11 protein-coding genes are annotated in these 11,723 nt (G+C 70.4%); 5 read left to right on the top strand and 6 right to left on the bottom strand.

Annotated elements, in window-relative coordinates:
- Window positions 1-233: 233 nt before the first annotated feature.
- Window positions 234-1,751, bottom strand: a complete 1,518-nt coding sequence (miaB, locus tag Vqi01_RS10485) for a tRNA (N6-isopentenyl adenosine(37)-C2)-methylthiotransferase MiaB (RefSeq protein ID WP_204034544.1) — start codon at window positions 1,749-1,751, stop codon at window positions 234-236.
- 52 nt (window positions 1,752-1,803) lie between these two features.
- Between miaB and Vqi01_RS10480 the strand changes: the two genes are divergently transcribed.
- The gene (locus tag Vqi01_RS10480) at window positions 1,804-2,025 is read left to right on the top strand and encodes a DUF2277 family protein (protein WP_204034543.1); all 222 of its coding nucleotides are present in this window, start codon (window positions 1,804-1,806) and stop codon (window positions 2,023-2,025) included.
- A 135-nt stretch (window positions 2,026-2,160) separates the two neighbouring features.
- On the opposite strand, the gene Vqi01_RS10475 is transcribed toward Vqi01_RS10480, so the two are convergent.
- Both Vqi01_RS10475 and selD read right to left on the bottom strand, forming a co-directional pair.
- Window positions 2,161-2,640 carry a hypothetical protein gene (locus tag Vqi01_RS10475; RefSeq protein WP_204034542.1) on the bottom strand — a complete coding sequence of 160 codons (480 nt, stop codon included), beginning with the start codon at window positions 2,638-2,640 and terminating at the stop codon, window positions 2,161-2,163.
- 342 nt (window positions 2,641-2,982) lie between these two features.
- Entirely contained in the window at window positions 2,983-3,972 is a 990-nt protein-coding gene (gene selD, locus Vqi01_RS10470; protein WP_204034541.1) for a selenide, water dikinase SelD, read from the bottom strand.
- Window positions 3,973-4,159: 187 nt separating this feature from the next.
- Here selD and Vqi01_RS10465 point away from each other — a divergent pair, with 187 nt between their 5' ends.
- The 4 genes from Vqi01_RS10465 to Vqi01_RS10450 all read left to right on the top strand — a co-directional run bounded on the left by Vqi01_RS10465 (window position 4,160) and on the right by Vqi01_RS10450 (window position 7,484).
- A complete protein-coding gene (locus Vqi01_RS10465; protein ID WP_204034540.1) occupies window positions 4,160-4,906 on the top strand; it encodes an amino acid ABC transporter ATP-binding protein in 747 nt (248 codons plus the stop codon).
- A 60-nt stretch (window positions 4,907-4,966) separates the two neighbouring features.
- A complete protein-coding gene (locus Vqi01_RS10460) occupies window positions 4,967-5,833 on the top strand; it encodes a glutamate ABC transporter substrate-binding protein (RefSeq protein ID WP_204034539.1) in 867 nt (288 codons plus the stop codon).
- 80 nt (window positions 5,834-5,913) lie between these two features.
- The gene (locus Vqi01_RS10455; RefSeq protein ID WP_204034538.1) at window positions 5,914-6,588 is read left to right on the top strand and encodes an amino acid ABC transporter permease; all 675 of its coding nucleotides are present in this window, start codon (window positions 5,914-5,916) and stop codon (window positions 6,586-6,588) included.
- A complete protein-coding gene (locus Vqi01_RS10450; protein WP_204034537.1) occupies window positions 6,588-7,484 on the top strand; it encodes an amino acid ABC transporter permease in 897 nt (298 codons plus the stop codon). Before Vqi01_RS10455 ends, Vqi01_RS10450 begins: the two co-directional genes overlap by 1 nt.
- Before the next feature lie 338 nt (window positions 7,485-7,822).
- Here Vqi01_RS10450 and rny read toward each other — a convergent pair whose 3' ends face one another.
- The 3 genes from rny to Vqi01_RS10435 form a co-directional block, all read right to left on the bottom strand.
- Window positions 7,823-9,589 carry a ribonuclease Y gene (gene rny / locus Vqi01_RS10445; RefSeq protein ID WP_204034536.1) on the bottom strand — a complete coding sequence of 589 codons (1,767 nt, stop codon included), beginning with the start codon at window positions 9,587-9,589 and terminating at the stop codon, window positions 7,823-7,825.
- Window positions 9,590-10,218: 629 nt separating this feature from the next.
- On the bottom strand, window positions 10,219-10,923 hold the full coding sequence (locus Vqi01_RS10440; protein ID WP_204034535.1) for a 3-keto-5-aminohexanoate cleavage protein: 705 nt from the start codon (window positions 10,921-10,923) through the stop codon (window positions 10,219-10,221).
- A 117-nt stretch (window positions 10,924-11,040) separates the two neighbouring features.
- Complete coding sequence (locus Vqi01_RS10435; protein WP_204034534.1) at window positions 11,041-11,718, bottom strand: regulatory protein RecX; 678 nt, start codon at window positions 11,716-11,718, stop codon at window positions 11,041-11,043.
- Window positions 11,719-11,723 lie beyond the last annotated feature (5 nt).

Below are 11,723 nucleotides of genomic sequence, written 5' to 3'. Positions count from 1 at the left end.
GAACCATGAGTTGCGGCATCCAGCGCGACGATGCCGGATGAGAGCGCCTCAGGCTGACCGACCGATCGCTGCACGGGCCAAGGTCCACCACCGCCCTATTGCCGGACTTACTTAGGACGGTGACGGTGCGGTCAATGCCTTGGCGGGTTCGACTACAGCAGCTAGCAACGAATCTGGGCGAAGGCGACCGCCGGGCTGCGGGCGCTCAAGCCTGAAGAAAGGCCCGACCCAGCTCAGTGTGAGACGGTGCAGCCGGTCGTCGGCGCGGGCGTCGCGGCCGGGGCGCCGACCGTGGGCAGCCCGAGCAACACCCCGGGGGTACGCGGCGACCGCCCGGCCTCGGCCGCGTCGCCAGCGCGGGTACGCCGGTGTGACAGCGGCTCGCCGTCGGCGTTGAGGTGGTGCGGGGCGGCGTAGGTGATCGTGGTGTGCACGATGTCGCCCGGCCGGATCGCCCCGGCCTCGCCGGGCCGGCCGTCAGCGCCCGTCGCGAAGTGCACCAGGCGCCCGTCGCGGGCCCGGCCGGACATCCGACCGGTGCGCTCGTCCTTGCGGCCCTCCCCGACGGCGACCAACACCTCGACGGTCTCGCCCACCAGCTTCCTGTTCTCCGCCCAGGTGATCTCCTCGACGCAGGCGATCAGCCGCTCGTACCGCTCCTGCACGACCTGCTTGGGCAACTGGCCGTCCATGGTCGCGGCCGGCGTGCCGGGGCGCTTCGAATACTGGAAGGTGAAGGCGGAGGAGAACCGTGCCTCGCGGACCACGTCCAGGGTGCGCTCGAAGTCCGCCTCGGTCTCGCCGGGGAAACCGACGATGATGTCGGTGGTGATCGCCGCGTCCGGCATCGCCGCGCGGACCTTCTCGATGATGCTCAGATAGCGCTCCGACCGGTACGACCGGCGCATCGCCCGCAGCACCTCGTCCGAGCCCGACTGCAACGGCATGTGCAGCGAGTGGCAGACGTTCGGCGTCTCGGCCATCGCCGCGATCACGTCGTCGGTGAAGTCCTTCGGGTGCGGGCTGGTGAACCGCACCCGCTCCAGCCCGTCGATCTCGCCGCAGGCGCGCAGCAGCTTCCCGAAGGCGTACCGGTCTCCGAACTCCACGCCGTAGGAGTTGACGTTCTGCCCGAGCAGGGTCACCTCCAGCACGCCCTCGTCGACCAGCGCGCGTACCTCGTTGAGGATGTCGCCGGGGCGGCGGTCCTTCTCCTTGCCGCGCAGCGCCGGCACGATGCAGAAGGTGCAGGTGTTGTTGCAGCCGACCGAGATCGACACCCAACCGGCGTACGTCGACTCGCGGCGGGTCGGCAGCGTGGAGGGGAACACGTCGAGGGACTCGAGGATCTCCACCTCGGCGGCGGCGTTGTGCCGGGCGCGCTCCAACAGCACCGGCAGCGACCCGATGTTGTGCGTGCCGAAGACCACGTCGACCCAGGGCGCCCGACGGACGATGTCGCCCCGGTCCTTCTGGGCCAGGCAGCCACCGACCGCGATCTGCATTCCCGGGTGCCGGTCCTTAACCGGACGCAGATGCCCGAGGTTGCCGTACAGTCGGTTGTCGGCGTTCTCGCGGACCGCGCAGGTGTTGAACACCACCACGTCCGGAGTGTCGTCGGCCTCGCCCGCGCGGACGTAGCCGGCCCGCTCCAGCAGGCCGGAGATGCGCTCGGAGTCGTGCACATTCATCTGGCAGCCGTAGGTGCGCACCTGGTAGGTGCGCGGGCCGCCCGTCGCTGCGGTAGTCATGACGTGCACAGCGTATCCGCACCAGCGGGAACCCACGGAACGAGGAGGAGCCATGTGCCGGAGCATCAAGACGCTGCGTGAGCCGTACACCCCTGCGGTCACCGACGCCGACGTGCAGGCCGCCGCGTTGCAGTACGTCCGGAAGATCTCCGGGTTCCGGGCGCCGGCGGCGCACAACGCCGCCGCGTTCGACGCCGCAGTGGCCGCGGTCGCCGCCGCCACCCGCACCCTGCTCGACGACCTCGTCGTCCGCGGCGGCCGCGCCCAGGTGTAAGGAGGGGCCCCTTATTAACGCCTGCGGTAGAGAAAGGGCCCCTTCTTAACACCGTCTGCGAGCGACGCGCCGCTACTTGTTAAAAGGGGCCCCCTTCAATACACGAGGCGTTAAAAGGGGGCCCTTCCTTACACATCAGGCGGCGGCGAGGGCGGGGTTCACCGAGTCGGGGGTCCAGCGGGAGCGGTGGCAACGCGACCAGCCGCGGCAGCGCGGGTCGGCCTCGGTGCACAGGCGTCGGTTGCTCAGCACCTCACCGTCGTCGGTCTCCCGTACGTCGAAGTGCACCGGCCGGATGCTGCCATCGGGAGCGACCAGCAGGTGCCGGGTGGCGTCGAGGGTGTCGTCGCGCAGCACGCAGTTGCGACCGAGCAGCCGGGCCAGCGCCGCGACGCTGGGCAGCTCGGGCAGAGTGTCGGGCACGCCGTAGCAGTCCACGATCGTGGCGAACTCCCCCGGGGCCTGCCACACGTCGCAGACCACCGCGTACGTCGGCAGCCGGGCCGGGTCGGCGACGGCCAGCGGCATCACCACCCGACCGAGCGCGTCGGCGAGCGCCGGGTAGACCTCCACCGGCCGTACCCTGTCGATTCTCCAGTTCCACAGCTCGGTCATGCCGCCTCCTCGCTGTGCTCGTCCACCGGCCTCCGGATCGGGCCTCACCAACGATGGTGGTAGGCATTTGCCCCTAGCCGGGGGCAAGTTACCGGTCTGTGACCATTCTGGGCAAAATTTCCATGAGCCCCGTTGCTCCAGGTAGCAGGAAGGTGACAGTTTATCGGGTATGGTGCCCGTTTCCGGGCGGCAGCCCGGAGGCCGGCGTGTTCGCGCTACCGGCTCGGCAGGCTGGCGTGTTCGCGCTACCGGCTCGGCAGGCCAGCAGGTTTGCGCTACCGCTCGGCAGGCCGGCGGGTTTGCGCTCGCGGCTCGCCGCGCCGGCGCACCCCAGGTCGGTTCTCAGCGCAGCACGACCAGGTGTTCGCCCCGGGGAAGCAGCTCACCGATGACCGGGGCGCCGGGCACCTCGCCAGCGACCAGCAGGCCACCGGAGGTCTGCGCGTCGGCGAGCAACAGCCGGTCGATCTCTGCGACCGCGCCGAAGTCGGTCCACGGCAGCACCCACTCCAGGTTGCGCCGGGACCCGCCGCTGACGTACCCGTCGCGGGCGGCCTCCCGGGCCCCGGCCAGGTACGGCACCCGAGCGACGTCGATCGCCACGGTGAGCCGACTGGCTCGGGCCAGCTTCGAGGCGTGACCGAGCAGGCCGAAGCCGGTCACGTCGGTGCCGCAGCGCACCCCGGCCGCCACCGCGGCTCGGGCGGCCTCCCGGTTCAGCGTGGTCATCGCCGCGACCGCCTCGGGAAAACTCTCGCCGGTGTTCTTGTGCCGGGTGTTGAGCACACCGATGCCGAGCGGCTTGGTCAACGACAGCGGCAACCCGGCCTGCCCGGCGTCGAGGGTGATCAACTCCTGCGGCCGGACCAGCCCGGTGACCGCCAGGCCGTACTTCGGACCGTCGTCGTCGACGCTGTGCCCGCCGGCCAGGTGGCAGCCCGCGGCGCGGGCGACGTCCCGGCCGCCGCGCAACACCTCGCGGGCCAACTCCAGCGGCAGCGTCTCGCGAGGCCAGCAGAGCAGGTTGAGCGCGACCAGCGGGTTGCCGCCCATCGCGTACACGTCCGACAGGGCGTTGGTCGCGGCGATCCGACCCCAGTCGTACGCGTCGTCGACCACGGGGGTGAAGAAGTCCGCCGTGGTCACCACGCCGGTGCGCGCGTCGAGCCGGACCACCGCGGCGTCGTCGCCATGATCGAGCCCGACCAGCAGGTCGGCGGTGTCGGCGGCCGGCTCCAGGTCGGCCACCATCGCCTCCAACTCGCCCGGTGGAATTTTGCAGGCGCACCCGCCACCGCGGGCGTACCGGGTCAGCCGCACGAGTTCGTCCATCCCCACATGATCTTCGTAGCCGGGCGCGGGCGCTACCCGTAGTGGGCAATTCCGGGCGCGGGGGGACCGATCCGAAACGGTGTTACCGCCTCGTGACCATCTGAGTTGCGTACCGCCACTTCACCCCGCCTACAGTGACCGTCACCGGGGGCCGACCGGCCCCCCGTCAGGCAACGAGGGGGACGACGTGACGACGGGCGAACCGCTCATCGTGCTGGACTCGGTCAACAAGTGGTACGGACCGCTGCACGTGCTGGACGACGTCTCACTCTCCGTGGGCCGCGGCGAGGTGGTCGTGGTGATCGGCCCGTCCGGCTCCGGAAAGTCGACCCTGTGCCGCACGATCAACCGGCTGGAGCCGATCAACTCCGGCACCATCACCTTCGACGGGCAGGAACTGCCGGCCGAGGGCAAGGCCCTGGCGAAGCTGCGCAGCGACGTCGGCATGGTCTTCCAGTCGTTCAACCTCTTCGCGCACAAGACGATCCTGGAGAACGTCACCCTCGGCCCGATCAAGGTACGCCGGGAAAAGCCGGCCGCGGCCCGCGAGCGCGGCCTCGCCCTGCTCGACCGGGTCGGCATCGCCAACCAGGCCGACAAGTTCCCCGCCCAGCTCTCCGGCGGCCAGCAGCAGCGCGTCGCGATCGCCCGTGCCCTGGCCATGCAGCCCAAGGCGATGCTCTTCGACGAGCCGACCAGCGCGCTGGACCCGGAGATGGTCGGCGAGGTGCTGGACGTGATGACCTCGCTGGCCCGTGACGGCATGACCATGGTCGTGGTCACCCACGAGATGGGCTTCGCCCGGCACGCCGCCAACCGGGTCATCTTCATGGCCGACGGCAAACTCGTCGAGGACGCTTCCCCGACGGAGTTCTTCGCCAACCCGCGCAGCGAGCGGGCCCGGGACTTCCTTTCGAAGATTCTCACGCACTAGGCGTTCCGTAGCGGATTAGGCCGCGACCCGGCCGGTTCCAGTTTCAGAAGGAGAACAAGTATGCGAATGAAGCGCATGGCGGCGATTGCCGCCGCTGCCGGCCTCGCGGTCACCATGGCCGCCTGTGGCGGGGACAGCGACGAGGGTGGTTCCGGCTCGGGCGCCGGCGGCATCGTCGGCAAGGCCGAGAGCCAGAAGAAGCTGGTCATCGGCGTCAAGGCCGACCAGCCGGGCCTGGGCCTGCAGACCGGCAGCCAGTACGAGGGCTTCGAAATCGAACTCGCGAAGATCATCGCGAAGGGTCTCGGCGTCGAGGAGGGCAACATCGAGTGGAAGACCACCGTGTCCTCCAACCGTGAGCCCTTCATCGAGCAGGGCACCGTCGACCTCGTGGTGGCCACCTACACCATCAACGACGAGCGTAAGCAGAAGGTCGGCTTCGCCGGCCCGTACTACCTGGCCGGTCAGGACCTGCTGGTCCGCGCCGACTCCGACATCACCGGGCCGGAGTCGCTGGAGGGCAAGACCGTCTGCTCGGCGACCGGCTCGACCCCGGCCAAGCGGATCACTGAGGAGTACCCGAAGGCCCAGTTGGAGCAGTTCGACGCGTACTCGAAGTGCCTGCCGCTGCTGGAGAACGGCCAGGTCGACGCGGTGACCACCGACGACATCATCCTCGCCGGTTACGCCGCGCAGGACCAGTACGCCGGCAAGTTCAAGGTCGTCGGCAAGCGCTTCTCCGACGAGCCGTACGGCATCGGTCTGAAGAAGAACGACACCGCCGGCTGCGAGAAGGTCAACGAGATCCTCAAGGCCGCTGCCTCCGACGGCAGCTACAAGGCCGCCTGGGACGCCACCCTGGGCAAGAGCGGCACCCCCGCACCCGAGTTGGACACCACCAAGCTGACCCACTGCAGCGCCGCCTGACCGGTGCCGGAGCCGGCATCCCGCGTGGGTGCCGGCTCCGGCCTGTCACCGGCCGCGATTAGTGCCCCGGGAGCCGAAGCATGCACGTATTCTCCGATCCGAAGAACTTCGACGCGTACGTGTCGAGCTTCCTCTGGATCCTCAAGTTGACCGGCGCGTCCGCCGTCTGCGCGCTGCTCCTCGGCGTGCTGCTGGCCGCGATGCGGGTCTCCCCCGTACCCGTGCTGCGCGGCTTCGGCGCGGCGTGGGTCAACATCTTCCGTAACACCCCGCTCACTCTGGTCATCTTCTTCTGCTACTTCGGCCTGTACGCCACCCTCGGGCTGAGCCTGTCGCAGAAGCTCGACATCAACCGTTACTGGCTCGGTGTGATCGGCCTGTCGGTCTACACGGCCGCGTTCGTCTGCGAAGCGGTGCGCTCGGGCATCAACACGGTGCCGACCGGTCAGGCCGAGGCGGCCCGGGCGATCGGGCTCTCCTTCGCGCAGACCCTGCGCATCGTGGTGCTGCCGCAGGCCGCGCGCTCGGTGATCGCGCCGCTGGGCAGCGTCCTGATCGCGCTCTGCAAGAACGCCACCATCGTCGGCACCATCGGGTTGATGGAGACCTCCAACGTCATGAAGGACCTGATCAACAGCAACGGTAACGCCGTTATCGTGATCTTCCTGGTCTTCGCCGGCACCTTCGCCGCGTTCCTCATCCCCACCGGCTACCTCTTCGGCTGGCTGGCCAACCGCTTGGCGGTGAAGCGCTGATGAGCTCCAGCAGCGTCCTCTACGACCACCCGGGGCCGCGCGCCCGGATCCGCAACGCGGTGCTCAGCGTCCTCTTCGGCGTCGCACTACTCGGGCTGCTCTACTGGATCTACACCAAGTTCGACCAGGCCAACCAATGGGAGCTTCGGCTGTGGGAGCCGTTCACCCGGTCGACCACCTGGACCCAGTTCATCCTGCCGGGCCTGTGGGCGACCCTGAAGGCCGCCGGGGTCGGCATGGTGTTGTCGCTCGCCTTCGGCATCATCTTCGCCGTCGGCCGCCTCTCCGACCACCGGTGGATCAGCATGCCGGCCGGGGTGGTGGTGGAGTTCTTCCGGGCCGTACCGCTGCTGTTGATGATCTTCTTCGTCTTCTACGGCGTGCCGTTCCTCATCAAGGGTCCGGTGAACGCGTTCTGGGCCGTCGTGATCGGCCTGACCCTCTACAACGGGTCGGTGCTGGCCGAGGCGTTCCGGGCCGGCATCCGGTCCCTACCCGCCGGGCAGTCCGAGGCGGCGTACGCGATCGGCATGCGTAAGACGCAGGTCATGCAGCTGATCCTGATCCCGCAGGCGGCCCGGGCCATGCTGCCGATCATCGTCAGCCAACTGGTGGTGCTGCTCAAGGACACCGCGCTCGGCTACATCGTGGCCTACCCCGAACTGCTCCAACGCGGCGTCAACGACCTCGCCGCCAACTACGGCAACATCATCGCCGCGGCGATGGTGATCGCGGTCCTCTACATCGTCATCAACTCGCTGCTGACCTGGCTCGCCGGCTGGCTGGACCGGCGCAGCCGCGTCCGGGGCTTCCGGGTGCCGAAGCAGACCGCCCCGGCAAACGCGCCCGACTCCACCCCGGAGGGCGGCGCCACCGTCTCGCAACCGCAGGGCTGATCTGGCCCACAGAAAGCGGCGCCGGCCAGGTTGGCCGGCGCCGCTTCGCGTCTCTCCCCGCCTCCCACATGATCGCCCCGGCACACGGCACAAGCGTGCGCGGCACCCTGACACGGCGTACGCGGCACCCCACGGCGCGCGCGGCACCCCAGGGCGCGCGGCACGGGCGCGCGCGGCACCCCGACACAGCGTGCGGCACCCCACGGCGCGCGCGGCAACCCCACACAGCGTGCGCGGTGCGCGCCCGCGCGTTGCCCCTGCGGCAGTACGCGCCATCCGGCGTTAAGAAGGGGCCCTTCCTATGCACGAGGCGTTAAAAAGGGGCCCTTCCTTACACCTCAGCGGGCGATTTCGGTGACGCGGGACTCGCGGACCACGGTCACCCGGATCTGACCGGGATAGGTCAGCTCCTCCTCGATCTGCTTGGCCACGTCCCGGGCCAGCACCGCCGCACCGATGTCGTCCACATCGTCGGGCTTGACCATCACCCGGATCTCCCGGCCCGCCTGCATGGCGAAGACCTTCTCCACACCGAGCTTGCCGGCCGCGATCTCCTCGATCCGCTCCAGCCGCTTGACGTACGCCTCGAGACTCTCCCGCCGCGCCCCCGGTCGACCCCCGGAACAGGCGTCGGACGCCTGAGTCAACACGGCCTCCACCGTCTGCGGCGGCACCTCGTTGTGGTGCGCCTCGATGGCATGCACCACGTCCTCACTCTCGCCGTACTTGCGAGCCACGTCGGCACCGACGATGGCATGGCTGCCCTCCACCTCGTGGGTGAGCGCCTTGCCGATGTCGTGCAGGAACGCCGACCGCTTGATCAACGGCACGTCCAGGCGCAGCTCGGCGGCCATGATGCCGGCGATGTGCGCGGTCTCCAGCAGATGCTTGAGCACGTTCTGCCCATACGACGTGCGGTAACGCAGCCGGCCGAGCAACGTGACCAGCTCCGGGTGGATCTCGGTGATGCCAACCTCCACCAGAGCGTCCTCGGCAGCCCGCTGGCACAGCTGGTCCACCTCCTGCCGGGCCAGCTCGTGCACCTCCTCGATCCGGTGCGGGTGGATCCGACCGTCGAGCACCAGCTTCTCCAACGTCAACCGGCCCACCTCCCGGCGCACCGGGTCGAAGCAGGACAGCAACACCGCCTCCGGCGTGTCATCGATGATCAGATTGACCCCGGTGACCGACTCGAAGGCCCGGATGTTGCGACCCTCCCGGCCGATGATCCGCCCCTTCATCTCGTCGCCCGGCAGGTGCAGCACACTGACCACGCTTTCCGCGGTCTGCTCGCTGGCCACCCGCTGGATCGCGTCGACCACGATGTGCCGGGCCCGCTGCTCGGCGGTGGATCGGGCATCCGCCTCGATGTCCCGCACCAGCAGCGCCGCCTCCCGCTTCGCCTGGGTCTCGATCGCCTCCACCAGCTCGTGCCGCGCGGTGTCGGCGGTCAGCCCGGCGACCCGCTCCAACTCGCGCCGTCGCTGGTTCTCCGCCTCGGTCAGCTCCTCCTCGCGTACCGCCAACGCGGCCTCGCGGGCAGCAAGGGCAGCGCTCGCCGCGGTCAACTGGCGCTCCCGCTCGGCGAGTCGCTCCACCTCCTCGGTGTGCAGCCGCTCCCGCTCGTCCATCCGGGCCGCCCGCCGCTCCACCTCCGCGGCCTGCTCGCGGGTGGTCGCGGCGAGCACCGCCACCTCCCGCTCACCGCTACGTCGGGCCGCGGTCCGCAGCTGCTCGGCGTCCGCCTCGGCCTGCTTGTGCGCGCGCTCCAGCACCGTGTCCGCCTCGGCGCGGGCGGCGTCGAGCATCCGACGCGCCTCCGCCCGAGCCGCCTTCGCCTCGGCCCTGGCCGCCGCCGCCTCCGCGCGGGCCGCCGCCGCCGCGGACTTCGCCACGTCGATCGTGCTGTTCGCCTCGTCGGCGGCGGTACGCAACGCGGCCAGGGACTGTTCCTGGCGGTCCTTCTCGGCGATGTAGGCGGGATCCTCCGGCGCCGGACGCGCCTGCAACCCGCGCACCACCCGCATCCCGAGCAGCACCGCGCCGAGCACCACCAGAGTGAGCACCAGCACGGCGATCAGCAGGACGACCTCGAAGGCGCTCATGCCGCCGCTCCCGCCGCCGGATGCTGCCCGCCGTCGTCGGTGTTCCCGGCCTCCGCTAGGCCGGCAGCCGACTCCCCGCTCATGCCGACGCTCCGCTTCGCTCGCTGGCTAGCGGTGCTGCGCGCCGCTCCGCGCCGCCATGAGGCAGCGACCAATGACTCGTTCGCCCACGCCCGCTCATGCCGGCCACCCCGCGGATCTGTGTCGCCTCGCCATGGCGCGCCTCCCCTGAACGTCGCGCCGCAGGAGCCTGTCGGTAGGCACACTCCTACGGCTCTGAACGCCCGACCGGAGCGCCTGGCCATGGGACGGCTTTCTCCGCCGGCGGTCTCCCTGCGGAGCGCCGACGGGCCGGGTGAAGGTGTCCTGCCGGCACCGGACCGGCCTGTCCGGAGCTGGCGTGAGGCCGATGGAGCTGGCCAAAGTGATGCAGTTCTGTTACGCGTTCTATGTTGTGCGCTTAGCCTGCGCTTGGTCGGGCAATGTGAGCCTTTATGGCGAGGCTAGGTCTCCGACGGGCTCCGGTCAAGAAGTCATGATCAAACCACCCGGACGGAGAGAAGTTGAACCGTCACCGAACGCTCAACCTGAGTCGGACGGCCGGGGACAAACAAGACGGCCAAGAGAGGTCAGCGGGCGCCGAGGGCGACAGCGGCGGCCACCAAAGCCGCGTTGTCGGGCGCCGGCGAGCCGTCGGGCAGGCACACCGTGTCCTCCAACCCGACCCGGGTGTCGAGACCCCGCCGGACCGCCTCGCCCAGCACCGCCCACACTCCAGCGCCCTCGGCGTGCAGCAGCACCGGCGGCCCGGCCACCGGGAGCGCGGCCAGCATCGCCGCCGCCTCCGCCAACGCCGCCTCGGGCGAATCCGTCATGCACTCGACCAGCACCCGGCCGACCGGCACCCGCCACTCGCGGAACGCCTCGACCCCAGCCACCGTCCACAGCCCCGCCTCGACCATGACGCCTCGCTCATGCAGCGCCGCCGCGACCACCTCCGCCCCCGGCTCGTGGGCGTTGACCGACGCGAAGTCCGGCAGCACCGCCCAGGCGCGTACCGCGGCCACCCGGGCGAGCGGATCCGGCTCGATCCACGCGCCGGTGCTCACCCCCACCGGCAGGCCCGGTGTGGCAACGCGGATCGCCCCGACCGCGTCGGCGATCACCTCCGGGCGCAACGACTCGGTCCCGTCGTCGGTACGCGGATGGACGTGCACCGCGCCTACCCCGAGCCTGGCGCACCGGGCCGCGTCGGCGGCCAGTTCGGCCGGAGTGAGCGGCACCGCCGCATGCGAGTCACGGCCACGGGCACCGTTGAGGCAACCCTTCAGCATCTCGCCTCCCTCATGGCGGTCCGGAACGCGCCACATCGCAGCACTGTGATCACCGTCGTCGGAGTGCCGGAAACACGCCGGCCGAGACGACAGCGTCGCCGCCTGAAGCGGTACGCCTCAGCGCAGACCTTCCTCCTCGGCGTCGGCCAGCGCGTCGGCGTCGATCTGCTCGGCGAACGCGGCCGCCTCGGCGCTCTGCTCCGCCAACGCCTCCTTCACCGCCCGAATGGCCACCCCCGGCGAATAGCCCTTGCGGGCCAACATGCCGACCAGCCGCCGGAACACCGCATCCGGCTCACCCCGGGCGGTACGCAGCTTCCGCCGGACCAGGGCCCGCGCGGTCTCCGCCTCGGTGGTCTCGTCCAACTCGCCGAGCGCCTCGCTGGCGGTGTCGCCGTCGACCCCGCGCTGACGCAACTCGTTGGCGAGCGCGCGGCGGGCCAGCCCTCGGCCAGCGTGCCGGCTGGTCACCCAAGCCCGGGCGAACGCCGCATCGTCGATGATCCCGACCTCGTCGTACCGGTCGAGAACCTCGCTGGCGGTCTCCTCGGAGATGCCCTGCCGAGCCAGCGCGGCAGCCAACTCGGCCCGGGTACGCGGGCGGACCGAGAGCTGCCGCAGGCAGATCTCCCGAGCCACCTCGCCCTCGTCACGCGGGGCTGAGCCCGCGCCCTCCGCCGCATCGGGGTCGGCCTCGTTCGCCGGGGAACGGCGACGGGGACGCGGAGTGGTGTCACCCGCACGGGGCGGACTGGCATCCCAGCCCCGCCCCGTGCGGGCACGTCGTCCAGCCACGGGTC

The organism is Micromonospora qiuiae, assembly GCF_016863555.1.
Classification (GTDB): Bacteria; Actinomycetota; Actinomycetes; order Mycobacteriales; family Micromonosporaceae; genus Micromonospora; species Micromonospora qiuiae.
The sequence above is the reverse complement of the archived record's forward strand: the minus strand, read 5'-3'. Positions and strand labels throughout refer to the sequence as shown.

Bases quoted from the DNA above. Each gene is read 5' to 3' on its own strand.
- miaB (WP_204034544.1), bottom strand. From the start codon at position 1,751: ATGACTACCGCAGCGACGGGCGGCCCGCGCACCTACCAGGTGCGCACC.
- Vqi01_RS10480 (WP_204034543.1), top strand. From the start codon at position 1,804: ATGTGCCGGAGCATCAAGACGCTGCGTGAGCCGTACACCCCTGCGGTC.
- Vqi01_RS10475 (WP_204034542.1), bottom strand. From the start codon at position 2,640: ATGACCGAGCTGTGGAACTGGAGAATCGACAGGGTACGGCCGGTGGAG.
- selD (WP_204034541.1), bottom strand. From the start codon at position 3,972: ATGGACGAACTCGTGCGGCTGACCCGGTACGCCCGCGGTGGCGGGTGC.
- Vqi01_RS10460 (WP_204034539.1), top strand. From the start codon at position 4,967: ATGCGAATGAAGCGCATGGCGGCGATTGCCGCCGCTGCCGGCCTCGCG.
- Vqi01_RS10455 (WP_204034538.1), top strand. From the start codon at position 5,914: ATGCACGTATTCTCCGATCCGAAGAACTTCGACGCGTACGTGTCGAGC.
- Vqi01_RS10450 (WP_204034537.1), top strand. From the start codon at position 6,588: ATGAGCTCCAGCAGCGTCCTCTACGACCACCCGGGGCCGCGCGCCCGG.
- rny (WP_204034536.1), bottom strand. From the start codon at position 9,589: ATGAGCGCCTTCGAGGTCGTCCTGCTGATCGCCGTGCTGGTGCTCACT.
- Vqi01_RS10440 (WP_204034535.1), bottom strand. From the start codon at position 10,923: ATGCTGAAGGGTTGCCTCAACGGTGCCCGTGGCCGTGACTCGCATGCG.